The sequence below is a fragment of the Micromonospora pisi genome (assembly GCF_003633685.1).
In the GTDB taxonomy this organism is placed as follows: Bacteria; Actinomycetota; Actinomycetes; order Mycobacteriales; family Micromonosporaceae; genus Micromonospora_G; species Micromonospora_G pisi.
This window is the reverse complement of record NZ_RBKT01000001.1, coordinates 1,931,060-1,956,303: the sequence shown is the minus strand read 5'-3', so window position 1 is coordinate 1,956,303 and position 25,244 is coordinate 1,931,060. Positions and strand designations below refer to the sequence as shown.

Genomic DNA, 25,244 nt, shown 5'->3' with positions numbered 1-25,244 from the left:
GCGGCGTGCCCCGCGACGGGATCAAGCCTGACAGTGAGGATGTAAGGGCGGGTCACCCGGTTGGTCTGACCCAAAGCCTGACCGACGATCACTGTCCTTGGGCGGATTCGTCGACCGGTCCGGGTGACCCGCTACCGCACTCACCACCTGGGCGGATGTGACCTGATAGGAGCCTGTGCGAGAGGCACCCATCACTGTCTTGTCCACCGTCGCGGCGGTGCGTGCCGACCCTTGTCCGGTGCGAGCGAACGGGACGACACCCCAGCATGACAGCCAAGAAGCGTCAGATCACCGGTGGAATCGACACCCACGGCAGAACCCACCACGCCGCCGTGGTCGACCAGACCGGCCGGGTACTCAACGACCAGCAGTTCCCCGCCACCGCAGCCGGCTACCACGACCTCCTGGCCTGGCTCCGATCACACGGCCGGGTAACCAAGGTTGGTATCGAGGGCACCGGCGCCTACGGCGCCGGCCTGGCCCGCTACCTGACCAGCCAGAACATCACCCTGGTCGAAGTCGACCGACCCGACCGCAAAACCCGCCGCACGAAGGGCAAGTCCGACCCGATCGACGCGATCGCCGCCGCCCGAGCCGCCCTGTCCGGACAAGCCAACGGCACCCCCAAGACCCGCACCGGCCCCGTCGAAGCGATCCGCACCCTACGAGTCGCCCGCAGCGGCGCAGTCAAGGCCCGCACCGCCGCACTCAACCAACTCCACGGCCTCATCGCCTCCGCCCCCGAAGAACTCCGCGCCAACCTCACCGGCCTGCACGGCCAGGCCCTGATCACCGCCTGCACCACCCTGACCACCGACGACACCCCGACAAGTGATCCGATCCAGGCCACCCGAGCGGCACTCCACTCGATCGCCACCCGGGTCCAGACCCTGACCACCGAGATCACCCAACTCGAACACCGACTCCACCCCATCGTGGCCACCACCGCCCCACGCCTGAACGCGCTCCTCGGCGTCGGCCCCGACGTCGCCGGGCAACTCCTAGCCACCGCCGGAGACAACCCCGACCGGCTCCACAGCGAAGCCGCCCTAGCCCACCTCTGCGGCGCCGCACCCATCCCCGCCAGCTCCGGACGCACCAACCGGCACCGACTCAACCGAGGCGGGGACCGCGCCGCAAACAAAGCGCTCTACACCATCGCGCTCTGCCGCCTACGCCACGATCCCCGCACCCGCGCCTACACCGAACGACGCACCACCCAAGGCCTCAGCAAAAAAGAGATCATCCGCTGCCTCAAGCGCTACATCATCCGAGAAGTCCACACCGCCCTACTCGCAGACCTCGCCGCACTCACCACTTGACACTCCATAGGAGCATCCGCCCAGAGCGGGGCACGCCGCCCCCGAATCCCCACCAGTCACGCCGGAGCCAGCCGATCGGCAAGAGCCCCCGTCTGATCCAACGCCGTCAGATAGGCCCGAGCCCAGGCCCGGATGTCGTATGTCCGAAGATGGTCGCGCATCGACCGCATCCGGTCGGTCACGTCCGTCGGGGTCGCCTGGAGCGCGTGCATCAGGGTCAGCTTCAACCCTTCCAGGTCGTGCGGGTTCACCAGGTACGCCTGGGTGAACTCCGCCGCCGCCCCGGCGAACTCGCTCAGCAGCAGTGCGCCCGCGTCGTCGACCCGGGCGGCGACGTACTCCTTGGCGACCAGGTTCATCCCGTCCCGCAACGGCGTCACCGCCATGATGTCCGCGATCCGGTAGAGCGCCGCCAGTTCGGTACGGTCGAACGGCTGCGTCAGGTAGTGGATCGCCGGCTCGCCGACCCGCCCGAACTCGCCGTTGATCCGCCCGACCTCGCGCTCCACCCGCTCGCGGAGGACCTGGTACTGCTCGACCCGTTCCCGGCTCGGCACCGCCACCTGGACCATGACCGTGTCCCGGACCTTGATGTGACCGTTGGCGATCAGTTCGCTGTACGCCTTGAGCCGCTGCTCGATGCCCTTGGTGTAGTCCATCCGGTCGATGCTCAGGATGACGTGTTGCGGGTCGCCGAGGTCGGCGCGGAGCCGGCGGGCCCGCTGGACCACCTCCGGTCGGCGGGAGAGCGCCTCCATCTCGGCCATGTCGATGGAGACCGGGAAGGCGCCGATCCGGACCATCCGGTCGTCCACCGCGATCCGGCGGTCGGTGGCGGGCAACTTGAGCACCTTGGCCGCGAGTTGGGCGAAGTTGTGCGCGGCCTGGGCCCGCTGGAAGCCGACCAGGTCGGCGCCGAGCATGCCGAGCAGCAGTTCGGCCCGGCGGGGCAGTTGCATGAACAGTTCGGGCGGCGGGAAGGGTACGTGCAGGAAGAAGCCGATCCGCAGGTCGGGGCGGAGCGCCCGGAGCAGTCCGGGTACGAGTTGCAGGTGGTAGTCCTGCACCCAGACGACGGCACCCGGTTCGGCGGCTTCCGCGGCGGCTTCGGCGAACCGCTGGTTGACCCGTTGGTACGCCTCCCACCAGCGACGGTGGTAGACGGGTTGCTCGACCGCGTCGTGGTAGAGGGGCCAGAGGGTGGCGTTGGCGAAGCCCTCGTAGTGGTCCCGCATGTCCTCGTCGCTCAGCGGCACCGCGTGCATCCGTACGCCGTCGATGTCCGGTACGGCGGGAGCCGGGCCACTTCCACCGGCCCAACCGACCCAGACCGCCGGGGTCTTCTTCAGGATCGGGTGTAGGGCGCCGACCAGGCCACCTGGGCTGCGACGCCACTCGCAGGCGCCGTCGAGCGCCACGCCGTCGTCAACCGGTAGGCGGTTGGCCACCACCACAAGCGGACTCTGTCGCATTCGGGCACCTCGTTCCGGGCGAGGCGACCACCGCGAATGATGCGCTATCGGGCAGTCGATAGGGGTGAGGGGGAGAGGTGACGTACAGCCTTATTCCTACTGACATCAAGTTACACGAGTGTTACGCAAGGGAACGGTGTGCGATCAATCTCACTATCCGTTCGTTATCACGTCAGACCACGGCACCGTCGTCCGGATCGTCGTCCTCCTCGTCACCGGAGCGGAGCCGCCAGACCAGGGTCACGAATCCGGTCAGGATGCCGGCGAACCCGATCAGGGTGACCAGGCCACGGTCGATCGGAAGCAGGTCGGGGAAGACGAAGAGCAGGAAACCGACGACCACCGCGAGTACGCCGGCCACGGCGTACTTCGATACGTGGGGCAGGGGCGGTGGAGGCGGCGGGACGTAACGGTCTTCGGCGTCGTCCGGCAGATCGGCACCGAACGTGTCCAGCCCGTCGAGCAGGGACGGTTCGTCGGAGCGCCCGCCCAGCGAGATGCCGGAGATCTCGGTGGCGGACTGCAACGGGCGTACCTCGGTCGCCGGCCCGGCGCTCTCCTGCCCGGTACGGGTGGCGGTGCCGGTCGCCGCGCCGGCCGGATCGGTCGCCGTGTCGGCGGCGACGTCCTCGGCCGCCGGCCACGGCCGGGCGCCACCGGTGACATCGGTGTGGTAACCCGCGACGATCCGCGCCCATTCGGCCTCCACGTCCGGATCGGGACGCTCCGGCTGGTTCGGCACGCCCTCGTCGGCGAGCTGGGTCAGGTAGTCGCGGGCGGTGGCGAGGTGGGTCCGGTCGACGTAGAGCCGGTCGGTCGGTCGGGCCGGCACCGTCGTGGTGCGGGTCACCGGGTTGAGGTCGGCGGAGGGCTGGAGGTAGGCGGCGATGCCGCCGGCGGCGAGGACGTCCAACAGGTGTTCTCCCACCCGTGGGTCCACGTCGCCAGCGACGGCGTATTCGGTCGCGTCGAGCCCGTTGTCCCGCCGCCCTCGGCGGGCACCACCCGGTGACACTGGATACCCTCCCTCACCGGCGCGTGTGCGCGCCCGACCCAGACCCCCGCAGCGCTGATCGCGCGTGCCGTGCCTTGAATCGTGACACGGCGGGCACGGGTTCCGGGAGTGCGTTGTGGCGTGCCGTACTTGGTTCGTAGGCTCATTCCCGACAGATCCGCCCGCGGAGCCGAGATGCGCACCCGCGCGACGCGCCCGGAAAGGATGCCCGTGCTGTACTGGCTGATGAAGTACGTCATCCTCGGGCCCTGGCTGAGGCTGATCTTCCGGCCGCAGGTCGAGGGGAGGGCGAACGTCCCCGGCACGGGTGCCGCGATCATCGCGAGCAACCACCTGTCGTTCTCGGATTCGATCTTCATGCCGCTGATGGTCAAGCGAAAAGTGACCTTCGTAGCAAAGGCGGAATACTTCACCGGACGGGGCCTGAAGGGCTGGCTGATCCGCTCCTTCTTCACCGGCACCGGCACGATCCCGGTCGACCGTGGTGGCGGCCGCGCCGCCCAGGCCGCCCTCGACACCCAACTCCAGGTCCTCGCCGAGGGAAAGCTCGCCGGGATCTACCCCGAGGGCACCCGCTCACCGGACGGTCGGCTCTACCGGGGCAAGACCGGCGTGGCCCGGCTGGCCCTGGTCAGCGGTGCCCCGGTCATCCCGGTGGTGATGCTCAACGCGGACGAGATCCAGCCGCCGGGCACACTCCTCCCGAAAATCAGACGGGTACGGATCAGGTTCGGCGCCCCGCTGGACTTCTCCCGCTACGCCGGGCTCGCCGGAGACCGGTTCGTCGAACGCGCCGTCACCGACGAGATCATGTACGAGCTGATGGAGCTCTCCGGCCGGGAGTACGTCGACGTCTACGCGCAACAGGTGAAGACCGGGCAGCTCGCCGGCAAGCCCGGCCCGACGGTGGAACCCCCGGACCGGATCGCCGCCTGAGCGCCACCGGTCACGGGTCCCCGGCAGCGCGACGGACCACTAGGACGCCAGCACCGGCGACCAGCCCGCGCCGCCCGGATTGCCACCCAACCGGAGCAGGCCGGGGGCCTGGTTACGCAGCGCGAAGGCGCGTACCTCGGCGAGCGTGACCTGGGCGCTGGCCCGTTCCCCGGAACGGCTCAGCTCCCCGCCGGCCAACGCCAGGGCCAGCATCCGGTCGGTCACGTCCGGGATCTGCGCGTAGATCTCCGCCGCGGCGGCGTACAGCTGGGCGGCGCGCTCATGGTCGCTGTCGGCGGCGGCGACCGCGGCGGTGACCACCCGCAGCGCCGCCTCCGCCCACGGCGTCCGGTGGGTGACCCGGTCGAGCATGCCCCGGACCCGGACCGCCTGGTCCCGGCCGGTCAACGCGGCGGCGTACGCGGCCGCGGTGATCCACTCGCCGCTGGTCAGTGCCGGCACGGTGGACCAGGCGTCCGCCAGTTCGTCGATCAGCGCCGCCGCGTCCGTGCTGCGACCCTGCAGGGCGCGGCAGAGCGCGGCCGGCCCCAGCACCGTCCAGTGCAACCGGTGGAAGCCGCTGCGGCGGGCGGTCTCGAGCGCCTCCGCGATGTCGTCGCCCAGCGGAGCCGGCCGGTTGGCGATGCCCTGGGCGCCGTCCGGGGCGCCCGGGACCGGCTCGCCACGCAACACCCGCAGGCACGCACGCAGCCCCCGGACCTGCATGTCCCACCGGCCGTCCTCGGTGTCGACGAAGGCGTCGGCGGCGGCGAGCAGCTTGCCGAACTCGCCGTTGAAATACGCCCGCATCGCCTCGCCGGAGTAACCGGTGGTCAGCGGCTGCCCGTCCGCCTCCTCCGCCGTCGCCGCGGTGAGCAGGGCGTTGGACTGAACCCAGTCGCCCTCCTCCAACATCGCGTAGGCCAGGTTCTGCATCGCCCGGGGCAGCGCCTGCAGCTTGTTCGTACGGCAGAACTGCACGGCGGCGTGCAACTCGTCCAGACCGGTCCGGTCACCCGCCTGGTAGCGCGTCATCGCCACCGTGATCCGGGCGTTGACCTGCGCCTCGACCAACCCGAGCCGTTCGGCGATATCGGCCGCCGCCCCGGCGGCGGCGAGCGCCGGGTCGCGTTCGAGGTTGAGCATGTGCAACCGGCCGAGTTCGGCGTACGCCTCCGCCTTCTGCTCGCTGTCCGGCAACGCGTCGAACAACTCCACCGCCCGGTCCAGGCAGTCCAGCGCCGCCGCCCGGTCGGCCCGCAGCCAGGCCGCGTGCCCGAGCAGGGTCCAGGCGCGGGCGGCCGAACCCTGGTCGTTGATCGCGTACAGCCGGTCGGCGAGCGCGGTCAACTGCTCGGTGCCGCCGCCGGAGAGGAACGCGCGACCGTCCCGGAAGAACGAGATCTCGGTGCTCAGCAACTCCAACTGCAACCGGTCGAGCTTGTCGTCGAGACCGGCGAGCAGCAGCGCCCGGCCCGCGTGGTTCGCCGCCGCGTCGAGGGCGTGCAGGGCGTACGCCCGCCGGGCGGCCCGGTGCAGCGCGTCCCGGGCGGCCGGGGCGTACCGCTCGGTGTCCACCCCGAGCGTGCCGGCGATCTCGTGTGCGGCCCAGCGGTGGTGCGCGAGCACCTCGGCCAGGTCGGTGTCCCGGCTGCGGGACAACGCGTCGAGCCAGTCCGCGGTCCGCTCGTGCCGGGCCACCCGCTCGGTACGCGGCAGCCGCTGGTAACAGACGTCCCGGACCAGTACGTGCCGGAACCGGAACTCCGGCTGGCCGGCCATGATGGACCCGGCCTGCTCGTGGACGAAGTCCCGCTGCTCCAGGCGGCGCAACGCCCGCTCGACCGACTCGACCGGCTGGCCCAGCGCCGAGGCGACCGCGCCCGGCCAGAACTGCATCCCGACCACCGACGCCGCCAGCAGCACGGTCCGGTCGTTCACGTCGAGCAGGTCGACCCGGTTCGCGATCACCGCGTGCACGCTGTCCGGCATCGGCAGGTCGTGCTGCTTCTCCAGCGACCACCCCCGCCCGGACTGGCGCAGCGCGCCCTGCTCGATCAGCATCCGGACGTACTCGTAGGCGTAGAGCGGGTTGCCGTCGGCAACCTCGACCAGCGGGCTGAGCATGTCCGCGGAGAACGCGGCCTGGCCGAACATGTGCGCGTAGAGCGAGGCGATGCCGGTGTTGCGCAGCGGCGGCAGGTTGATCGTCAGCGACGAGGTGATGCTCGCCGCCCAACTCGGCTCCCGGTCGACCAGCTCCGGTCGGGCGGTGCAGAGCAGCAGCAACGGTACGTCCCGGGCCGAGGCGCCGAGCAGCTCCACGAATCGCAGCATCGCCTCGTCGGCCCAGTGCAGATCCTCGAAGACCAGCACCGTCGGACGGCGGGCGGCGAGCGCCACCAGCACCCGACGCCAGGCCGACTCGGTCTCCTCCACCGGCAGCGCCGGCCCCGGCAACCCGACCAGCGGGCGCAGCGCGTCCACCAGCCTGGCCCTTCCGCCCTCGGTCGGCACCAGTTCGCCGACCGCCGCCTCCAGGCGTTGGGCCGCGACGGTCGCCGGGTCGGTGTCGAGGATGCCGGCCTCGGACTTGACGATGTCGGCCAGCGCGGCGAACGTGACGTTCTCGCCGAACGGGGGGCAGCGCCCGGTCCGCCAGGTCACCGGCTCGTCGATCAACCGGTCCGCGTGCCGGAACAGCTCCCGGACCAGCCGGCTCTTGCCGATCCCGGCCCGGCCGAAGACCGTGACCACCTGCGGGACCCGCTCCCTAGTCGACCGGTGCAGCGCGTTGACCAACAGGCCGAGTTCGTGCTCGCGGTCGATCAGCGGGGTCGAGTCGAGTTCCCGGTCCGGGTGCTGCCGTCGTACCGGGGCCAGGGCCAGCCACACCTCGGTCGGGGAGGAGCGCCCGCGCAGCGTCACCGGCGGCTGCTCCTCGTACCGGATCGAGTCCTTGGTCAGCGCGTACGTGTTGCCACAGACCAGCACCCCACCCGGTGGTGCCACCGACTGCATCCGGGACGCGGTGTTGACCACGTCGCCGGCGACGATCGCCTGACCACCGTCGCGGGCCGCCGCCACGTCGACCAGTGCCTCACCGGTCGCCACCCCGACCCGGAACCGGAGTCCACCGGCGTCCGCCGGGGCGAACCGGGCGAGCACCCGCTGCAACTCCAGTCCAGCTCGGACACAACGCAACGGGTCGGTCTCGGTCGCCACCGGCGCCCCGAACAACGCCATCACCGCGTCCCCGATGTACTTCTCCACCACCCCGCCGTACTGGCCGACCACCCGGCGGGCCGCCGAGAAGAAGCTCGTCTGCATGCCCCGGACCAGCTCCGGGTCGGCGCGCTCGACGTACGGGGTGAAGTCGATCAGGTCGACGAAGAGGACACTGACCCGGCGCCGGTCCTCCTGGGCGGCCGTAGCCGGTCGGGTCACGCTCCCACCCGGCCGGGGTTTGCCGCAGGAGGTGCAGAACGCCGCGTTGGCGGCGAGCGGCCGGTCGCAGTGTGGACAGGCGGGTACGAGTTCGTTGCCGCAGCCGCCGCAGAAGCGGTCTTCGGCTGCGGCGATCCGGCCACACGTCGCGCACGGAGCGGAGATCGTGTCCTCCTACCGCAGTCGGGATGGTCGGGCTGCTGTCACCGGCCAGCGTTCCAGCCGGAGCACTGGGGCGATCCGTACGTGCCGCTGCCCGGCTTGCGGTGTGCTGGCCGGGTTACGCCAGGCTGGCCGTGTTGCGCCGGTGGTGGCCCTGTTGGTCGCCAACGCCGAGTATCGCCGGTCCCCGCCAGTGTCGGGAACCGGGCTGTTGGCTAGCAGACACTCGTTCGGCCGGCTGACCCAAGCGACTGCCGGCTACAGTCGGGCAGCCAAGTGATCGAGCGATGTTAGGGAGATACGTCGATGGTGTACGTCCAGCTGGCGCAGGGGTGGACTGACGACGAGGGCGTCAACCACGCCGCGGGTGAAATGGTCGATGTGGACGCCGCGACCCTGGCTCGGCTGCAGGCCGAGGGGATCGTGGGCGAGGAGGGCGGCGGCAGCGGTGGCGCCGGCGGCGACCAGAAGGAATGGGTCGGCCCGACCAGCACCAACCCCTGATCTCCCGGTCCGCCCCTGAGCAGGAGACCAGTGTGGGGCTCCCCGGTCCGCCAACGGCGACCGCGGAGCCCCACATTGCTGCGTCTCGAGTGTCCCCAAGGGGCCCTCAGCGGTCCGACATGCCAGCGCTCAGCGGTCCGACATGCCGGCCCGGCGCCGCAGCGCCCCCACATCGGTCACCACGATCCGGCGCCCCTCGGTGCGCAGCCAGCCCCGGCTGGCGAAGGAACCGATCGCCTGGTTCACGCTCTGGCGCGAGCCGCCGGCCATCTCCGCGAGCTGGCTCTGGTTGAGCTCGATGGTGATCATCGGGGCCTGGCTCTCCCCGGCGAGCCGGACCAGGGTCTTCGCCACCCGGCCGGGCAGGTCGAGGAAGACGTGGTCGGCGTTCTGCTCGGTGAGCCGGCGGATCAGCCCGCCCAGCGACCGCATCACGGCGTCGAGGATGCGCGGATTGGAATGGACCAGTTCCATGAACGCGCCCCGGGAGAGCGCCAGCGCGGTGCAGTCCTCGATCGCCTCGGCGGAGAGGGATCGGGTCGAGGCATCCAGGAGGGAGACCTCGCCGAGGACGTCCGGCGGACGGATCACCGACAGCACGGCGCGCTCGCCGGTGGGTGCCGTACGGAAGACGACCACCGCGCCGCGCCGCAGCACGATGAGCGACTCCCCGGGGTCGTTCTCGACGAACAGCAACTGACCCTTGCGATAGGTGCGCGGCACCGCGGCAGCGATCACCCGCTGCCGGACCTCCGGCTCGAGGCCGGCGAACATCTGCACACCCGTGAGCGCGTCACCCGGCTCCGGCAGGCGAACCTCCAAGGCTCAACCCCTCACAGTCTGCACGGTCAAGGCTCCCGCCCCCGAGAGCCAGATGAACTGACACCGGATGACCTGTCCGGTAGCGGTACACATCAGATCATGACGGTCCTGTCGCGTGCTGTACACCCCTCGAATCGCTTCTGTGACAGTCCTGCGTCCTGACAGCCGGCATTCTGGTCACCAGATCCGCCGCTGGGTGGGGGCTGTACGGGGGCGTGGCGGGTTGGGGTCGCGGGGTGCCGCGACCGGCCGGACGGGGCGTGAACTCGTCGCCGTCCGGCCGGTCGCGTGGGGGCGGCGCGGTGGCGCCCCGGTGGCATCCGGAAGATCGCCGCTGGTGGCGGGCATGCCCCCGGCTCCGGGCCGGCCGGGCCGGTGGGCGAGGATGGCGGGAATGGTTTACCGCTATTTCTACGACTGCGAGTTCATCGAGGACGGCCGGATCGTCGACCTGGTGTCGATCGGCGTCGTCGACGAGTACGGCCGCGAGTTCTACGCCGTCTCCACCCAGTTCGACGACTCCCGCGCGGTGCCCTGGGTGCGCCGCAACGTGCTGGACAAGCTCCCGTCCCCGGCCGACCGGGCCTGGCGTTCCCGGGAGCGGATCCGGGACGACCTCTACGAGTTCCTGGTCGAACCGGTGCGGGGCCGCCCGGACGAGCAGCTCGAGCTCTGGGCCTGGTACGCGGCGTACGACCACGTGGCGCTGGCGCAGCTCTGGGGGGCGATGCCGGCGCTGCCCCGGGAGATCCCACGGTTCACCAAGGACCTGCGGCAACTCTGGGACGACCAGGGGCGCCCGTCGCTGCCGGTCGCGGCGTCGGCCCGGCACGACGCACTGGTCGACGCCCGGCACAACCTGGCCCGCTGGCGGGCGATGGGGGGCTGAACCGCACCGGTCGGGCCGGTCGCGGCCCGGGCAGAGATCGATCACCTCGCCCGGGAGAAGCCTTTGTTGAGATCAGGCGACGGTTGGGCCAACGGCTGTGAGGCATGCTGGCTTGGCCCCCGTGTGACGACTACAGTGCGCATTGACGGCCCGCCCCGGGCCGGCAATGACGCCGATGGTCTGACGTGACTTCGTTCCTGGGGCTGAATTGGGCTTACCTGCAGCTCCTGGAGGATGAGCAGATCATGCGTATCGGCGTGCTCACCGGCGGCGGTGACTGCCCGGGTCTGAACGCGGTGATCCGAGCGGTCGTTCGTAAGGGTGTCGCTACTTACGGTCATGAATTTGTGGGCTTCCGCGACGGCTGGCGCGGTCCGCTCGAGGGGCTGACCAAGCCGCTCGGCATCGACGAGGTGCGGGGCATCCTGCCCCGGGGCGGGACCATCCTCGGCTCGTCCCGTACCAACCCGTTCAAGATCGAGAACGGTGTTGAGCGGATCAAGGACAACCTGGCCGAGCAGGGGGTCGACGCGCTGGTCGCGATCGGCGGCGAGGACACCCTCGGCGTCGCCACCAAGCTGACCGAGCTCGGTGTCCACGTTGTCGGCGTACCGAAGACGATCGACAACGACCTCGGTGCCACCGACTACACCTTCGGCTTCGACACCGCGGTCAACATCGCGATGGAGGCGATCGACCGGCTGCACACCACCGCCGAGAGCCACCACCGCACCCTGGTCGTCGAGGTGATGGGGCGGCACGCCGGCTGGATCGCGCTGCACGCCGGCCTGGCCGGTGGCGCCAACGTCATCCTCCTGCCCGAACGGCAGTTCGACGTGGAGCAGGTGGCCACGTACGTCGAGAAGCGGTTCCAGAAGCAGTACGCCCCGATCGTCGTGGTGGCCGAGGGCGCGCAACCGCTGGACGGGCAGATGGTGCTGCACAACCAGGAGCTCGACTCCTTCGGTCACGTCCGGCTCGGCGGCATCGGCCAGTGGCTGGCCGGCGAGATCGAGACGAAGACCGGCAAGGAGGCCCGTACGGTCGTCCTCGGGCACATCCAGCGCGGCGGCACGCCGACCGCGTTCGACCGGGTCCTCGCCACCCGGCTGGGCCTGCACGCGATCGACGCCGTGAACGACGGCGACTGGGGCAAGATGGTCGCCATGCAGGGCACCGACATCGTGCGGGTGCCGCTGGCGGACGCGACCCGCGAGCTGAAGACCGTGCCACTTGAGCGTTACGAAGAGGCCGAGGTCTTCTTCGGCAGCTAGTCCGGCGCGTGTCGTAACCGATCCGGGGCGGACTCCGGGAAGCTGGTCCCAGACCGGCGGGGGGTCCGCCCCGGATCGGTGCGGCCAGCCGGTATGTCCGTCCCGGCACGGCCGGTACGGGTGACGAGCCGGCGCCGTACGGGGCCGGTGCGACGAGATGGGGGAAAGCGGATGGCGCCGGGTGGGCACACCGTTGCCGTGATCGGTACCGGGAAGATCGGCGAGCTGATGCTCTCCGGACTCCTCCGAGCGGGCTGGCCGGCGAGCAGACTGCTGGCCACCACGCGTCGCCTGACCCGGGCCGAGGAACTGGCCACCCGGTACGGCATCCGGGTGGTCGACAATCTCACCGCGGTCGCCGAGGCGGACGTGCTCGCGATCTCGGTGAAGCCGCAGGACGCCGCCGCGCTGCTGGAGGAGATCGGCCCGAAGGTCCCGTCCGACAAGCTGGTGATCTCGCTCTGCGCCGGTCTGCCGACCAGCTTCTTCGGCAAACGGCTGCCGGACGGCACCCCGGTGATCCGGGTCATGACGAACACCCCGGCCCTGGTCGACCAGGCGATGACCGCCATCTCCGCCGGCCCGTACGCGACCGGCGCGCACCTGAGCCTGGCCGAGGAGATGTTCACCCCGCTCGGCGCGACCATCCGGGTGCCCGAGTCGCAGCAGGACGCGGTCACCGCGCTCTCCGGCTCCGGACCGGCCTACTTCTACCTGCTGGTCGAGGCGATGATCGACGCTGGCATCCTGCTCGGGCTGCCCCGGCAGGTCGCCCACGAGTTGATCGTGCAGACCGCGATCGGCTCGGCGACGATGCTGCGCGACTCCGGTGAACATCCGGTGAAGCTGCGCGAGGCGGTGACCTCACCCGCCGGCACCACCATCTCGGCGATCCGGGAGTTGGAGAAGCACGGCGTACGCGCGGCGCTGCTCGCCGCCCTGGAGGCGGCCCGGGACCGGGCCCGGGAGATCGCCGCGCAGAGCGACTGAGAACCTGGAGCGGGCCGCCCCCGGTACGGCGGCCGGTGCCCCATACTGTCCGTTGTGTTCACCCTCGCCCAGGCCAGATACCTGGTCGCCACCCTGCGTCCGCGGATCGACGAGCTGATCTCGATCCGGGCCGACCTGGCCGAACTGCGGGCCGACCTCAGCGGCGGCGGACTCAGTCCGCTAGGTGGGATGCCGGAGCTCAAGGCCCTGGAGGCCCGCCTGCACGGCATCCTCGACGAGTTCAACGAGCACGACATCCAGGTCAAGGGTTTCGCCCCGGTGCTGCTCGACTTCGCGGGTGAGCGGGAGGGCCGGCAGGTGCTCTGGTGCTGGCTGGAGGGGGACGACGAGGTGCGCTGGTACCACCGGGTCGAGTGCGGCTTTCCCGGCCGTCGTCCGGTCTGACTCTCCCACCCCCGCGTGGCTCCGGTTAGGAAGGGTCCCTTCCTGTACGGAATGCGATAACAGGGGGCCCTTCCTTACCCCGCGACGGCGAAGACGACGAGGTTGTCGTGGTAGTTGCGGGTGGCGCGGTCGAAGCTGCCGGTGCAGGTGATCAGGCGTAGCTCCGGGCCGGGGGTGGGGTCGTAGACCTCGGCGGTGGGGAAGTCGTCCTTGGCGTGCCGGCTGGTCGCCACCACGCGGAACGGTATCCAGGTCGTTCCGCGCCGTACCTCGACCCGGTCGCCGGCACGCAACTCGTGCAGCCGGTAGAAGACGGCGGGACCGGTGGTCGAGTCGACATGCCCGGCGATCACGGCCGGCCCGGTGTCGCCGGGGGACGGGCCGGCACCGAACCAGCCGGCCTGGGCGTAGTCGGCCGGGGTCTCCAGCTGCCCGGACCGGTCCAGCCCCAGCACCGCCAGGGACGAGTCCACGCCGATGCGGGGGATCCGTACCCGGGTGGGAGGGCCAGCGGTGGAGTCGGCCGGCGCGGGCCCGGGCAGCGGATCAGTGCCTCGGGTGGTGGTGACGGGACTGGTCGGCGGGCAGTCGGAGGCGCAGCCGGCGTGCCACGCACCGTCCGGGCTGGCGGGCCCGGTGCTGGCGGGCCCGGTGCCACGCGGGCCAGGTCCGTCGTCGGTGCCGCTGACCGCGCCGACGAGCAGCAGGCTCACCCCGAGCAGGAGCAGCCGGGTCACCCGTCGGCGATCCCCGGACGACGGCCGGGCCGCTCGGGGGCGATCCCCGGGCGACCCGGACAGTGGGCGCCACCACCGTCCACGGTGCCGCACCGTCGTGGCGGCGCGGGTGGACGGCGCGGTGTTCACCAGGTGCGCCGCGCGCGGCGCCGGAGCAGCAACACCGTCGCCGCGGCGAGCAACGCGAGCAGCACCCCACCGACCGCGGTGGCCGCGATGAACGGGTACGCCCGGTCGGTGGGCTCGGTCGCGTCCATCGTGTCGACCCGGCGACCGGGGTCCTGACCGGCGACCGCCGCACGGGCACCGCCGGCGCCGGCGTCCACACCACCGGCGGGGACCACAGATCCGCCCTTGGCGTCCACCCGCAGTTCGGTGGTGAGCCCGCCCTGCTTCCCGTCGAGCACCAGGAGCGAGTAGACCGTGCCCGCGGCGAGGCTGACGTCGGACGTGGTCGGTGCGCCTCCGGTGCTGTTCAGGCTCAGTTTCCAGGAGCCGGGTCGGACCTGTGTGTAGGGCGTGGTGGTGGCGAACTGGACCCCGTTGGCGATGGTCGGGCCGGCGGCGGCGGCGATGTCGATCACGGGTGCCCGTACGGACGCCTGCACCACCCGTACCTTCGACCAGCCGCTGTCCGGCGCGCTCAGGTCGTCGTCGAGCACCCGCAGTCCCAGGTCGGCGTAGCGGCCCACCCCGGCGACCGTGTACGCGTTCCCGGCGGTCACCGCGACCTCGGTGGTGAGCACCGGCGGTGCGCTGGCCGGGGCGCCGGCCTGGCGCATGGCGACCGCGTACCGTCCGACGGGGAGCGACAGGTAACCCGAGACCACCCCGTAGCCGACCGCGGGGAAGACGCGGGGTTCGGCCGAACCGGTTGCCGCACCCAGGTAGACATCGACTGCCGGGGTGTCCGGGGAGAGGTGCGCGAGCCGGACGTAGCCGACTCCGGCGGCGCCCGCCGGTGCTGCCGTGACCAGGCCCGGACCGGCCCCGAGCAGGGCGGCGGAGCTGAGTGCCAGTAGCCGGCGGAGTGCGCGGGCGAACGGCTGGGGGATGTGCATGCTGCCTCCTGGATGCGGCGGGACCGGGGGAGCGGTCCGCACAAAAGAGTCCCGTTGGTGAGACTCCGAGGCAAGTGCAGCACGGCAAGTAATCAAATTGTTACTTAAGGACATTGCCTGGTCGGGGCGGGGGGAGCCGAGAATTCGGTTCGGCGGGGTGGGTGGGGTCCCACCGACGAGGGGGTGCCCATGGTGGTGGCCGGTAACTGGCAGAACCTGAGTCGGGACGGCGTACGACTAGCCTGTCTGGACCGACCGGGTCCGGAACCGACGGTCCTCTTCCTGCACGGCCTGGCCGGTCACTCGGGCGAGTGGGACGCGAGCGCCGCCGCGCTCGGCGGCACCCACCGGGTGCTCGCGCTCGACCAGCGGGGCCACGGACGCAGCGAGCGCCGCCCCGCGCAACTCACCCGCTCCGCGTACGTGGCGGACGTCGCCGCCGTGCTCGGCGCGCTGCGGGCCGCACCCGTGGTGCTGGTCGGACACGCGCTCGGCGGGCACACCGCGATGCTCACCGCGGCGCGTTACCCGAGACTCGTCCGGGCACTGGTGATGGTGGACGCCTGGCCGGGTGGGGATCCGACGGCCCCGCGCCGGACCGCCGACTGGCTGGCCCGGTGGCCGGTCCCGTTCCCGTCGTACGCGGACGCGGTGCGCTTCTTCGGCGGCGGTGGCCGGGGCCGGGCCTGGGCCGACGGGCTGGCCGAGGAGGAGGACGGGTGGTGGCCCCGGTTCGTGCCGGAGCTGATGGTCGAGTCACTGCGCGAATCGTCGCGCGCGCCGTTCTGGGCCGACTGGCGGGCGGTCCGCTGCCCGACCCTGGTGGTACGTGCCGGGCGGGGCGTGGTCCCGGTCGAGCAGGCCCGGCGGATGCTGGACCGGCTGCCCGGCAGTGAGCTGGTGGAACTGCCGGACGCCGGCCACGACCTGCACCTCGAGGATCCGTCACGGTGGCACCGGGTGCTGCGCGACTTCCTCGACCGGGTCGGGGTGGTCCCCCACCCGGCCTGGACGTCGCGCAGCTGACCCGATTCTCGACCTACCCGGCTCCGCCATTCCCGCTGCCGCTGCCGTTCCCGGTGCTGCTGCCATTCCCGATCCCGCTGCCGTTCCCGGTGCTGCCCGCTTCGCCGAGCCCGGTGCTGAGCTGGGCGTTGAGCCGGGCGAGCTGTTGGTCGAGATCCTCGGCGAGCCGGTCCGGGTGGTACTGCGCGATGGCCTCCCGGCCGTACCGCAGCACCCGGGTCCGCAGCGGCGGACCCCCCAGTCCGTCGAAGAGCTGGCAGCCCGCGACGTCCTCCTCGTCGAGCGCGGCGAAGTCCGGGGCGATCATCCCGGTGAGTCCGTGCCGGGCCCGGTCGTCGGCGATCTCCGCCCACGCCTGCACCACGGGCCGGCGGGCCGCCGCGGCCGCGTCCTCGGTCACCACGTGCATCTCCTGCCACGCCTTGCCGTGCGCGCCGAGGCTGGTCCGGGCTTCGGCCTCCAGGGTGCGGTACCGCCCGGTGACCTCGACCAACTCCCGTTCCACCGCCTCGGCCCGATCCGCGTACGGGTTGTGCGCGCTGGCCTTGAGCGCGATCGCGGCGAGGGTGAGCAGGAGCAGCAGCGCCACCATCGGCCACCGCAGTTCGTCCTGCATGTCCGCGCCGCGCAGCCAGGCCCAGAGGCCCAGCACGCAGACCACCAGGGTGGCGAACGCCACCGGCAGGGGCCAGCTCGGCCACGGCAGGTCGTCGGGTTCGCGCTCCTGCTCCTCCGGTCGCCAGTCGACGAAGGTGCGTCGGAGCACGATCCGCCAGTTCAGTCGACCCCGCTGGCGGCGACGTTCGGCCCGAAGGCGGTGCCGGAACAGCGGCACCGCGAGCCAGCTGCCGGAGAGGATCAGCGCCACCGCGATCGCGACGCCGGGGATGAAGGAGACCCAGAACTCCGGGGTGGACAGGTCGTCCACCGCGTCCAGGGCGTCCCGGAACGACGTGGCGAAGAAAAAGGTGTCGTAGAGGGCGCTGAGCATGATGACGGTCCAGACCACCCCGGGCTTCAGCCACTTCGTCCGGGCCGTCCGGTCCTCGGCGCCGTCGCGGGCGTGCCGTTCGACGACGGTACGTTTGGCCGTCGCCGCGATCAGCAACTCCTGCTCGGACTCCAGCACGCTCAGCCGCTGGATCGCGGAACGGGCCCGGTGCCAGGCGTCGAGCAGCGCGTCCCCGGCGTGCCGGATCGGGTGGTGCGCCGCCGAGAGCGTCTCGTCGGCCGACACCGCCGCGCGGGCGAGGCGGGCGGCCTCGGCGTGCGAGAGCTGCCGCACCTCGTACGGCTGCGGAACCGCGACCGGTGTCTCCGGGGCCAATCGGGTGGGGCCGAGTCCCACCTGCTGCGGGCACGGCACCGGCTGGTACCGCCGCCCGCCGCTGCCGGTCGAGGTGTGGGAGGTGTTGTTCGGGGCGGCACCGTTGGCCGGGCCGCCGTTCACCGTGTGCTCGCTCATCGGTCAGCCACTTCCCTTGGTGATCGCGATCTGGACCCTCCGGTTGCGTTGCAGGCACTCCTGGTCCCAGGCGCCGCTCGCGTTCTGTTCGCCGGGGCAGAGCAGGTCGGTCTCGCCGGCGCCGGCCGACCTGATCTGACCGTCGTGGCGGGTACGCAGCACCGAGGCGACCGCCTCCGCCCGGCGCTGCGACAGATCCTGGTTGTAGGCCCTGTCCCCGCGTGAGTCGGTGTGTCCGGTGACCGTGATGGTCGCCCCCGGTTCGATTTCCAACGCGAGCAGTTGTGCCACGCCCGCCGGCCGTACCTTGTCGGAGGCGGTGTCGAAGAGCACCTCGGCGGAGAGGTTGAAGGTCCTTTTCGGATCCGGTGGCGGGGCGCTGGTGCCGGCCGCGAAGGTCACCACCGGCTCCGGTCCTGGGCCGGCCGGCCCACCTCCGGTGCGCGCCGGCACCGGTGCGGTCGAGATCTCGCAGGAGACCGCGCCGGTGAGTGCGCAGAGCCGTTCCCAGTGCCGCTGCAACCAGCCGAGCGCGGCGGTGGTGAGGATAGGTTGTCCCTGGGCCGGCTGGCCGACGCCGACCATCACCAGTTCCGCCCCGGCCAGTTCCTTCGGCCAGTCGGCCTCTCCCGGGCAGGCCCTCGCCATCGCCGTGGTGATGCCCGGGTCACCGGCCGGCCGCGCGCTCAGGTCGGCGCAGCCGGTGGTGCCGAGTCCGTCGGTGGCGAGTACGACGGTGCGTCGGGCCGGGGTGGCCGTACCGCCCGGTCCGCCTTCCGAACCGGCCTGGCCGGCGGCCCCGTCCGGTGCCCCGGCGGCCGGCCCGGTCTGCTTGCCGGCGACACCGATGGCGCCGAGGATGTCGGTGCGGTCGGTCCGCGCCGCCGTGCCCGCCGCTGCCCGCAGGTGCCGGTCCAGGCAACCGGGCGCGTCCTTCTCCTCGTCCTCCTGACGGCTCGGTCGGTTGCGGTCGGAGCGGGTGAGTTGCCGTTCGGTGGTCCAGCGCACGGTGGTCGCCGAGCCGTCGAAGCTGCCGATCGACACCGCGTCGCCCCGGGCCACCGCCGCCCGCAGCCACGGGTCCAACGCGACCGGGTAGTCGGGGGCCTCGCCGGTCGAGCGGGTGGAGCCGGAGACGTCGACCAGGAACACCGTCCGGCCCGCCCCGGTCAGGTCCCGGTTCGCCATCCAGTCGCAGTCCAGTTCCTCCGCACCGCAGGCGGAGGTGAGGCCGAGCGTCAGCAGCAGTGCGGCGGTGGTGCCCACGCGTACCAGCCGGGCGGTCACTGGGTGGCTCCCGTTCCGGCGTTCTGGCTGCCGTCCGGCTCGTTGAACCAGGCACCCGGTTCGAGCCCCATCTCCTTGCGGAACGCCTGGAGCGCGGTGTCGTACGCGTTCGCGAACTCGAACAGCCCCACGTTCTCGTGGTCCTTTGTCGCCTGACGGAGCACGTCGACCAGTTCCATCGCCGATGCGCGGCGACGGGAGGTCAGCTGTTGGAGTACGGCGGCGAAGGCCGGCTCGGTCAGTTGGGCGGCGTGCACCACGGCCGGCCCGTGACCGAGTTCGTCGAGCAGGGCGCGCCAGCGTTCGGTGATCTCCTCCACCCGGGCGGCGCGCAGCCGGCCCAGGGTTGCCTGCGCCTCCGTGTCCAGTTCCCGCATGGCGGCGGGGAGCAGGTGCTGGCGTACCCGTGGGTCGGGCAGCACCCGGACCTTCGCCGTGCACCGGACCATCGTCTGGTCGTCGCGGGAGTAGCACCAGCTCTGGTCCAACTCCTGCTGGATGGCGGCCTCGGCGTCGGCGGCGTGGTACGGCGAGAAGGTCCGGGCGACGCGCCAGACCCGCTCCCGTACGGTGTCGTGGGCGCTGGGGCCGTACTCCTTCGCCTGCTCGACGAGTTCGGTGTAGGTGATCGCGTCGGTGGACCAGACCAGGTCGGCGTGGACCTGGAACTCGAAGACGTCGCCCAGGCAGAGCGGTGTGAACACCCGGTCGGAGTCGGACGGCTGGTAGCTCACCTCCCGCAACCGGACCGGGGTGACCGGTTCGGGGCGCGGCGGCTCCGGTGTCTCGTCGGTGCCGAACAGCCATTCGACGAAGCGGCGCCAGAGACCACGGCGTCGGGGCGTGGCGGATGCGGGCGTGCTCATGTTTTCCTCCAGTGGATATGCCTATAGATCAGGTGAAACCGGGCGGGCCGGGTTCGGGTGGGACCGGCCCGCACAGTCCGGGGGACGCGGGTCGGGCTGTGGCGCGGGTCAGGCCCAGGGCAGTTCGAGCAGGCGGCGCGCGGTCTCGCAGGGTGGCGTCGCCGACTTCCAGGTGCGCAGGTGGAACCGCCCCCGGGTGGCCAGCTGTCCGGCGAGGACCGGGCAGGCGAGCGAGACGACCTCGTCGGCGATGGCGGGGTCGGTGTCGGCCAGGTAGAGCCAGTTCCGGAACATGGCCCAGGCCGGGTAGGCGGTGGTCGGTCCGATCAGGGCGTTGCGCCAGAGCTCGATCAGCCCCTGCCGCTGCTCCGGTACGCCGACCGTGTCGGCGAGCAGCAGGGGCCAACCCTCGTGCGGCTCGTCGGCGGCCAGCCGGGCGAGCAGGGTGAGCGCACGGGCGGCGTGCACCCGTACCCGGTAGAGCTCCTCGCGGTTCCATTCGATCAGGGCGACCCGGGTCTGGTCGGGCGCGACCAGGTAGAGCGCCCGCATCGCGAACGCGACCGAGGCACTGCCGTTGAGATCGTCCCGCCCGGCGAGGACGCGCAGGTCACGCAGGGCGTCCTCGGGCAGCACCGCACCCACCCGGGTGCCGTACGTGCGGGCCGCCGCGTCGTGCAACCGCGGCGAGGAGCTGCGTACCCAGTCGTGCGTCTGCTGGCGGACCTGGCCGAGCAGCCGGCTGTCCCCGGCGGCGATGTCGAGCGCCCAGGCGGCGGCCTGCCGCAGCGCGCTCTTGCCGGACCGGGCCCAACCGCTCAACAGCAGCCGGTAGACCTCGTGGAAGTCGTACCTGGCGAGCCAGCCGACCAACTGCGCGGCCCGGCGCGGCACCCCGTTGCGCTGGGTCAGGACCAACTCGTTGAGCCAGAGCAGCAGCGGCAGCCGGGTGCCGTCGAAGTCGTTCCAGACCACGTCCAGCACGTCGACCAGGAGACGGGGATCGGAGAGGCGGGCACGCAGCGGATGTTCGGCCACCTCGGTCGGCTCGTCCGTCCCGACGGCGCCGAGTCCGGACTGGAGCATCTGGTCGACGCCGCCGTCGAAGACGACCCGGGTCGGTCGTTCCTCGGCGTACTGGGCCGCCCAGAGGATCTGCAACAGCACCTCGCCGGCCCGGAACGCGTCGGCGAGGGGGAAACCGTCGAAGACCGCGTACGCGATCTGGAACGCCTGCCGCCGGGGCGCGGCCGGGAGCTTGTCGCTCTCCGGTCCCGCCGAATCGGCCTTGAGCAGTTGCGCCGCGAGGGCCCGCAGCCGGGCCCGCAGCCCACCCAGCGCCCGCTCCAGATCCTCGGTGACGCCGCTCCATTCGGCGAGCGCCATCGCGAGCTCGGTCACCTCGCCCGGCTGGGGGTGGCTCCGGAGCTGTTCCAGCACCAGTTCCTCGCCCAGACAGCGGTCGACGAAGTCCTGGTGGCACAGGGACTGGCAGGGTTGGCAGTCGCCGACGCAGCGCTGCGCCTGTCCCAGTCGCCAGGTGAGGTGGCGGCGTAGCACCGGCTCCGCGCCGGGCCGGGTGTGCAGGATCTCGTACGGCCGCAGCGACGGGTCGGGGCTGCCGGCCCGGTCGTCGAGGACGACGACGTACGCCCGGCAGTCCCGGGCCAGGGTGGCCAGCGTGCCCAGGGTCCCCGAGCGCACGGTCCCGGTCCGGACGAGTTCCAGCACGATGCCGTGGTCGGCGACGAGCAGGTCCGGCTGGCCGGCGATCTCGGCCAGGCTCACGCTGTCCTGGGAGACCTCGATCCCGGCGACCCGACCGTTGCCCACCAGTCGGGCGAGCATCATCTCGGCCGTGGTGCGGCGGCCACTGCCTACCGGCGCCCGTAGGTAGAGCAGCCGATGGTCGGCCAGGACCCGCAGGTTCTGTTCGAAGCCGGCGTCGGTGACGTACGTTTCCTGCGTCTCCTTGATCCAGGTTTCGGTCCGGTGCGAGCGCAGGACGGTGATCCGCTGCTCGCCGGCGAGCACGATGTTGTACGCCTGCGCGTTCGGGCCGATCGCGGTCACGCCCTGGGAGAGCACCGAGGGGGGTGGGGGATCGGCGGGGGCCTCCGCCGTGGCCTGCTGGCCCGCCCCGTTCCAACTGGTGTCGGTGCCGTCCCGGTCCTCCTCGGCGGTCTCGCCGCTCTGCAGGTCGTGCAGTTTGTTCCGGTAGCCGCCCTGGTCAGCGGGGGTCGGCCGGGGACCGGCCGCAGGGGCGGCGGTGCTGGCCGGTCCGGGCTCCGGAGCCTTCGGGCCGTCACCGGTTGCCGGGTCGGGGGGCTCCGCCGGTGGAGGCGCCACCGGCACCTGACCGTCCGAGTGGCCGGCCGACGGCTGCTCGGGCATGGTCTGTTCCGGCACCGCGACGGGTTCGGGGCCGGGATCGGGGGTGGTGCCCGCCCCGGTCGGCTCGTCGGCGCTCATCGGGCGTTCTCGCCGAAGTGGATGCCGCCGTGGTTGACGGCGATGGAGCGGTCGACGGCGGCGATTCCGTGCACGGTCACGTCTCCGGTACGGGCGGAGCCGGGTTGGGCGCCGCCCGGTGCCGGGTTCGTCGACGGGCCGGCCGTGGCCGCTGCGGGCGGCGGCTCCGGGGCCGGCGGCGGCGACGGTTCGTGCTGGGCGCCGGTGACGAACGGGGGTTGGTGGCCGGGCACGTGGAGCCAGCACACCTCGGCGAACTCCTTGCCCTGCACCCGCGCCAGGACCCGCCGGAACTGTCGTTCCTCCAGCCCGAGCGCGCCGTACGGTACGGCCCGCTGGTAGGTCCGGTCGGAGAGGACGACTACCAGCGGGGCGGAGGGGATGGCGGCGAGCGCCTCCCGGGCGGCGGTGGAGTCGCGCAGCCGCGCGGAGACCACAATGGCGTCGCCGCCGCGCGGCACCCCGTGCTGGTCCACGTGGACGTCGCCGGAGTCGATGCCGACGCGTAGCCGCAGCTTGTGCTCGGCGTCCTTGTTGCGGTTGTAGTCGAGCAGCGTCACCCGCAGGGAGTCGACGAACTCGGTGAGCAGCCAGGCGCTCGGCACGTTCGCCGGGGCCAGGGTCAGCTCGCCGTCACCCCGGCCGCTGCGGATCCAGGTTCCGGCGTACCGGCAACGTTCGATGCCGGCGGTGATTGTCGCCTCGGCGGCCGTACCGAGATCGGTGTGCCGGGGATAGCCGCCGGCACTGGAGTTCACGACGTCGGAGGAGATGGCGGTGAAGGGCTGGGGGAGTTCCAGGGTCATCGTCTCACCTTGATCAATTAGAGGGATTGCTATCACTGTGCGTGAGGCTTTTCGTCCCGAGCTACTCGATCTACATCAGGTGATGCATTTTCGGCAGCCGCTTCGCGGCGTCCGCCAAACCGTCCAGGTCTCGGATGACGATCGCCTTGTGGCGGGTCTCCAAATAGCCCTGGGCTGCGAGTTTCTGGAGGGCGCGGTAGACCGACACCGGTGCGGCGCTGACCATCTGGGCGAGTTCGCGTTGGGTCGTGTGGATGATGATGTCGTCCGAAGTGCGGTCACTGACGGTAGCTGTGAGTTGGCAGAGCGCGGTGGCGATCCGGGTCACCGTGTCGTACGCGGACCCGACGTGCCGGCTGTCGGAGGCCCGCAGCCGGTCGGTCAGCAGTCGGGCGAACGGCCGGTGTGCGGCCGGATGGTGTTCCAGGAAGCGGTCGAACGCCTTGTGCGTGATGTGCGCCGCGGTCACCGATCCCATGCCCACCACCGAGGCGGAGCGCGGACGCCCGTCCAGATAGGACATCTCGCCGATGAGGTCGCCGGGTGAACGGGAACCGATGCGGTGCAGGTGCTCGTCAGGACTGGTGACCATGATCTTGACCCGTCCGCTGAGCAGCAGGAGCAGGTGCCGGCTCCGCTCGCCCTGACGCAGCAGGTACTGCCCGTCGACAAAATCCGTACGCCTGCCCAGGCGCATCAGTGCGTCGTGCTCGCCAGGGCCGAGACGGCCGGCGAAAGTGCTCGCCGGCCAGCGGTTCTGGGCCGGCCGGTGCTGACTGTCGACGTCGTTCATTGCTTCTCCCCGGGGTCGAAGCCATCAGCGTTGACCAATTGGATGGTCCGGCGTCGGTACGGCGCGCTGTGGTGCCTACAACAGGCTGGTGGAGATCAGCCCGGCGGCGAGTGCGGACAGCCCTGTCCCCAGTCGCGTGTAGCGGTACTTCGTCATCGCGAGTCGGCTGATCCAGCACAGTTCCCCGACCAGCCCCGGCATGCTGTCGCGCGCGGCGCGCTCCAGACAGAGCCGGACCACCGTCGGGTCACCGAGTTGGTGGACGTGTCCGAAGTAGCCGACCTGCTGGATGTTCTCGTCGCCACCGGTCCTCGGCACCAGCGCCAGGACAAGTGCCAGGGTGGCGAGCGCCGCGCAGAGGCAACCCGTCCACCAGGTCCAACGGTCGGCACCGCGCAGATCCGAGGGCAGCCACGACTGTCCGGTCAACGCGGTCACCAGGGCCAGTGCCGCCCCGCCGAGCACGCTCAGCCAGTGTGTCGCCTTTTCGTCCGCCCGGCGTACCTCGTCGCGGGTCTCGGCGATGAGACGTTCCGCGAGCCGGACGGCGGGTGAGTACGAATCGTCGCCCGGCCGGCGTCGCAACCGGTGGGCGACCGGGCGTGGGGTGCCGGCGTTGCGGGCGTACGGCGAACGGGTCGGTGCCTCGTACGGTCGGACTCTGTTCATGACGCTCCCTCGCCAACAGCGGATTCCTGCCGGTCCAGAGTGGCCCGTGTCGATCGGCGGTGCCGCGTCGATCGTCACGGAGCGTCTGTAGGGATTGACACAGAGCGGGCCAGTGAGCGGAGGAGTTCGGGTCGGACCACGATGATCTGGCGCCGACGGGTGAGTACGATCTCCCGGTCCCGCAGTATCCGCAGGGTCCGGGCCACCACCTCGCGGGAGGCGCCGACCGAGGCGGCCAGGTCCTGCTGGGTCAGGGGCAGGTCGATCACCACCCCTTCGGCGGTACGCACACCGTGGCGGGACACCAGCTCCAGCAGCAGCCCGGCCAGCCGGCTGTCGCCGTTGCTCGCGCCGTACTCGGCCCGGCGGCCGTCCGCCTCACGCAGGCTGGCGGCGAGGTGACGCAGCAACGAGAGCGTGATCTCCGGCTGTTCGAGCAGGCAGCGCCGGAGCCGGTCGGCGGCGATCACGGTCGTCTCCACCGGGGTCAGGCCGCGGACCGTGGCGAGCCGGGGCCGGCCGTCCACCGCGGACAGCTCGCCGAGGATGTCGCCGGCACCACGGATGGCCAGCAACGCCTCCCAGCCCAGCCGGGAGATCGAGGTGACCTTGACCCAACCCGACTCGATGATCACCACGTGCTGCGAGGGGTCGCCCTGGTGGAACAGCGGCGCCCCGGCCGGATAGCGCTGCGGTGTACCGATGCTGAGCAGTGCGGCGCGGGCCGGCGCGGGCAGCTGCGCCAGGAAGGTGTTCGGTAGCGGGCCGGACGGGTCGGGGAGTGGGGAGTCGAGCGGTGGGGCCGGTTCAGCGGGTGGACTCAT

General features: G+C 71.6%; 22 protein-coding genes. 8 read left to right on the top strand and 14 right to left on the bottom strand.

Features of this window, described 5'->3' with window-relative positions; all coding sequences use genetic code 11:
* Positions 1–266: 266 nt before the first annotated feature.
* Positions 267–1,322: an IS110 family RNA-guided transposase gene (locus BDK92_RS07590; protein ID WP_121155887.1), complete on the top strand. Its 1,056-nt coding sequence runs from the start codon at positions 267–269 to the stop codon at positions 1,320–1,322.
* 56 nt (positions 1,323–1,378) lie between these two features.
* Here BDK92_RS07590 and BDK92_RS07585 read toward each other — a convergent pair whose 3' ends face one another.
* Positions 1,379–2,794: an alpha,alpha-trehalose-phosphate synthase (UDP-forming) gene (locus tag BDK92_RS07585; RefSeq protein WP_121155885.1), complete on the bottom strand. Its 1,416-nt coding sequence runs from the start codon at positions 2,792–2,794 to the stop codon at positions 1,379–1,381.
* Between the two features lie 172 nt (positions 2,795–2,966).
* Complete coding sequence (locus tag BDK92_RS07580; protein ID WP_121155883.1) at positions 2,967–3,809, bottom strand: DUF308 domain-containing protein; 843 nt, start codon at positions 3,807–3,809, stop codon at positions 2,967–2,969.
* A 210-nt stretch (positions 3,810–4,019) separates the two neighbouring features.
* Here BDK92_RS07580 and BDK92_RS07575 point away from each other — a divergent pair, with 210 nt between their 5' ends.
* Entirely contained in the window at positions 4,020–4,745 is a 726-nt protein-coding gene (locus tag BDK92_RS07575) for a lysophospholipid acyltransferase family protein (RefSeq protein ID WP_121161783.1), read from the top strand.
* A gap of 39 nt (positions 4,746–4,784) precedes the next feature.
* Here the strand turns inward: BDK92_RS07575 and BDK92_RS07570 are convergent, their stop codons facing one another.
* A complete protein-coding gene (locus BDK92_RS07570; RefSeq protein ID WP_121155881.1) occupies positions 4,785–8,357 on the bottom strand; it encodes an ATP-binding protein in 3,573 nt (1,190 codons plus the stop codon).
* 303 nt (positions 8,358–8,660) lie between these two features.
* On the opposite strand from BDK92_RS07570, the gene BDK92_RS07565 reads away from it, so the two are divergent.
* Entirely contained in the window at positions 8,661–8,858 is a 198-nt protein-coding gene (locus tag BDK92_RS07565) for a hypothetical protein (RefSeq protein ID WP_121155879.1), read from the top strand.
* A 129-nt stretch (positions 8,859–8,987) separates the two neighbouring features.
* Here BDK92_RS07565 and BDK92_RS07560 read toward each other — a convergent pair whose 3' ends face one another.
* Positions 8,988–9,680, bottom strand: coding sequence for a Crp/Fnr family transcriptional regulator (locus BDK92_RS07560; protein ID WP_121155877.1), 693 nt, complete (start codon positions 9,678–9,680; stop codon positions 8,988–8,990).
* A gap of 394 nt (positions 9,681–10,074) precedes the next feature.
* On the opposite strand from BDK92_RS07560, the gene BDK92_RS07555 reads away from it, so the two are divergent.
* The 4 genes from BDK92_RS07555 to BDK92_RS07540 all read left to right on the top strand — a co-directional run bounded on the left by BDK92_RS07555 (position 10,075) and on the right by BDK92_RS07540 (position 13,238).
* Positions 10,075–10,569: a polyadenylate-specific 3'-exoribonuclease AS gene (locus tag BDK92_RS07555; protein ID WP_121155875.1), complete on the top strand. Its 495-nt coding sequence runs from the start codon at positions 10,075–10,077 to the stop codon at positions 10,567–10,569.
* A gap of 245 nt (positions 10,570–10,814) precedes the next feature.
* Positions 10,815–11,843 carry a 6-phosphofructokinase gene (locus BDK92_RS07550; RefSeq protein WP_121161781.1) on the top strand — a complete coding sequence of 343 codons (1,029 nt, stop codon included), beginning with the start codon at positions 10,815–10,817 and terminating at the stop codon, positions 11,841–11,843.
* A gap of 171 nt (positions 11,844–12,014) precedes the next feature.
* A complete protein-coding gene (proC, locus tag BDK92_RS07545) occupies positions 12,015–12,833 on the top strand; it encodes a pyrroline-5-carboxylate reductase (RefSeq protein WP_121155874.1) in 819 nt (272 codons plus the stop codon).
* Between the two features lie 54 nt (positions 12,834–12,887).
* A complete protein-coding gene (locus BDK92_RS07540; RefSeq protein WP_121155872.1) occupies positions 12,888–13,238 on the top strand; it encodes a DUF2203 domain-containing protein in 351 nt (116 codons plus the stop codon).
* Between the two features lie 74 nt (positions 13,239–13,312).
* On the opposite strand, the gene BDK92_RS07535 is transcribed toward BDK92_RS07540, so the two are convergent.
* Both BDK92_RS07535 and BDK92_RS07530 read right to left on the bottom strand, forming a co-directional pair.
* Positions 13,313–13,975 carry a class F sortase gene (locus BDK92_RS07535; RefSeq protein ID WP_246016878.1) on the bottom strand — a complete coding sequence of 221 codons (663 nt, stop codon included), beginning with the start codon at positions 13,973–13,975 and terminating at the stop codon, positions 13,313–13,315.
* Between the two features lie 125 nt (positions 13,976–14,100).
* Positions 14,101–15,036 carry a DUF4397 domain-containing protein gene (locus BDK92_RS07530; RefSeq protein WP_121155870.1) on the bottom strand — a complete coding sequence of 312 codons (936 nt, stop codon included), beginning with the start codon at positions 15,034–15,036 and terminating at the stop codon, positions 14,101–14,103.
* Between the two features lie 189 nt (positions 15,037–15,225).
* On the opposite strand from BDK92_RS07530, the gene BDK92_RS07525 reads away from it, so the two are divergent.
* Complete coding sequence (locus tag BDK92_RS07525; RefSeq protein ID WP_121155868.1) at positions 15,226–16,062, top strand: alpha/beta fold hydrolase; 837 nt, start codon at positions 15,226–15,228, stop codon at positions 16,060–16,062.
* Between the two features lie 13 nt (positions 16,063–16,075).
* Here the strand turns inward: BDK92_RS07525 and BDK92_RS07520 are convergent, their stop codons facing one another.
* The 8 genes from BDK92_RS07520 to BDK92_RS07485 form a co-directional block, all read right to left on the bottom strand.
* A complete protein-coding gene (locus tag BDK92_RS07520; RefSeq protein ID WP_121155866.1) occupies positions 16,076–17,527 on the bottom strand; it encodes a hypothetical protein in 1,452 nt (483 codons plus the stop codon).
* Between the two features lie 3 nt (positions 17,528–17,530).
* The gene (locus BDK92_RS40755; RefSeq protein ID WP_281278615.1) at positions 17,531–18,814 is read right to left on the bottom strand and encodes an OmpA family protein; all 1,284 of its coding nucleotides are present in this window, start codon (positions 18,812–18,814) and stop codon (positions 17,531–17,533) included.
* Positions 18,811–19,680: a hypothetical protein gene (locus tag BDK92_RS07510; RefSeq protein WP_121155864.1), complete on the bottom strand. Its 870-nt coding sequence runs from the start codon at positions 19,678–19,680 to the stop codon at positions 18,811–18,813. The genes BDK92_RS40755 and BDK92_RS07510 overlap by 4 nt, the downstream gene beginning before the upstream one ends.
* A gap of 108 nt (positions 19,681–19,788) precedes the next feature.
* On the bottom strand, positions 19,789–22,152 hold the full coding sequence (locus tag BDK92_RS07505) for a hypothetical protein (protein WP_121155862.1): 2,364 nt from the start codon (positions 22,150–22,152) through the stop codon (positions 19,789–19,791).
* Positions 22,149–22,958 (bottom strand): nucleotidyl cyclase domain-containing protein, encoded by an 810-nt coding sequence (locus BDK92_RS07500; RefSeq protein ID WP_121155860.1) that lies wholly within the window; start codon positions 22,956–22,958, stop codon positions 22,149–22,151. The genes BDK92_RS07505 and BDK92_RS07500 overlap by 4 nt, the downstream gene beginning before the upstream one ends.
* Positions 22,959–23,028: 70 nt before the next feature.
* Positions 23,029–23,751 carry a Crp/Fnr family transcriptional regulator gene (locus BDK92_RS07495; RefSeq protein ID WP_121155858.1) on the bottom strand — a complete coding sequence of 241 codons (723 nt, stop codon included), beginning with the start codon at positions 23,749–23,751 and terminating at the stop codon, positions 23,029–23,031.
* A 75-nt stretch (positions 23,752–23,826) separates the two neighbouring features.
* The gene (locus tag BDK92_RS07490; protein ID WP_121155856.1) at positions 23,827–24,420 is read right to left on the bottom strand and encodes a Pycsar system effector family protein; all 594 of its coding nucleotides are present in this window, start codon (positions 24,418–24,420) and stop codon (positions 23,827–23,829) included.
* A gap of 74 nt (positions 24,421–24,494) precedes the next feature.
* Complete coding sequence (locus BDK92_RS07485) at positions 24,495–25,244, bottom strand: Crp/Fnr family transcriptional regulator (protein WP_121155854.1); 750 nt, start codon at positions 25,242–25,244, stop codon at positions 24,495–24,497.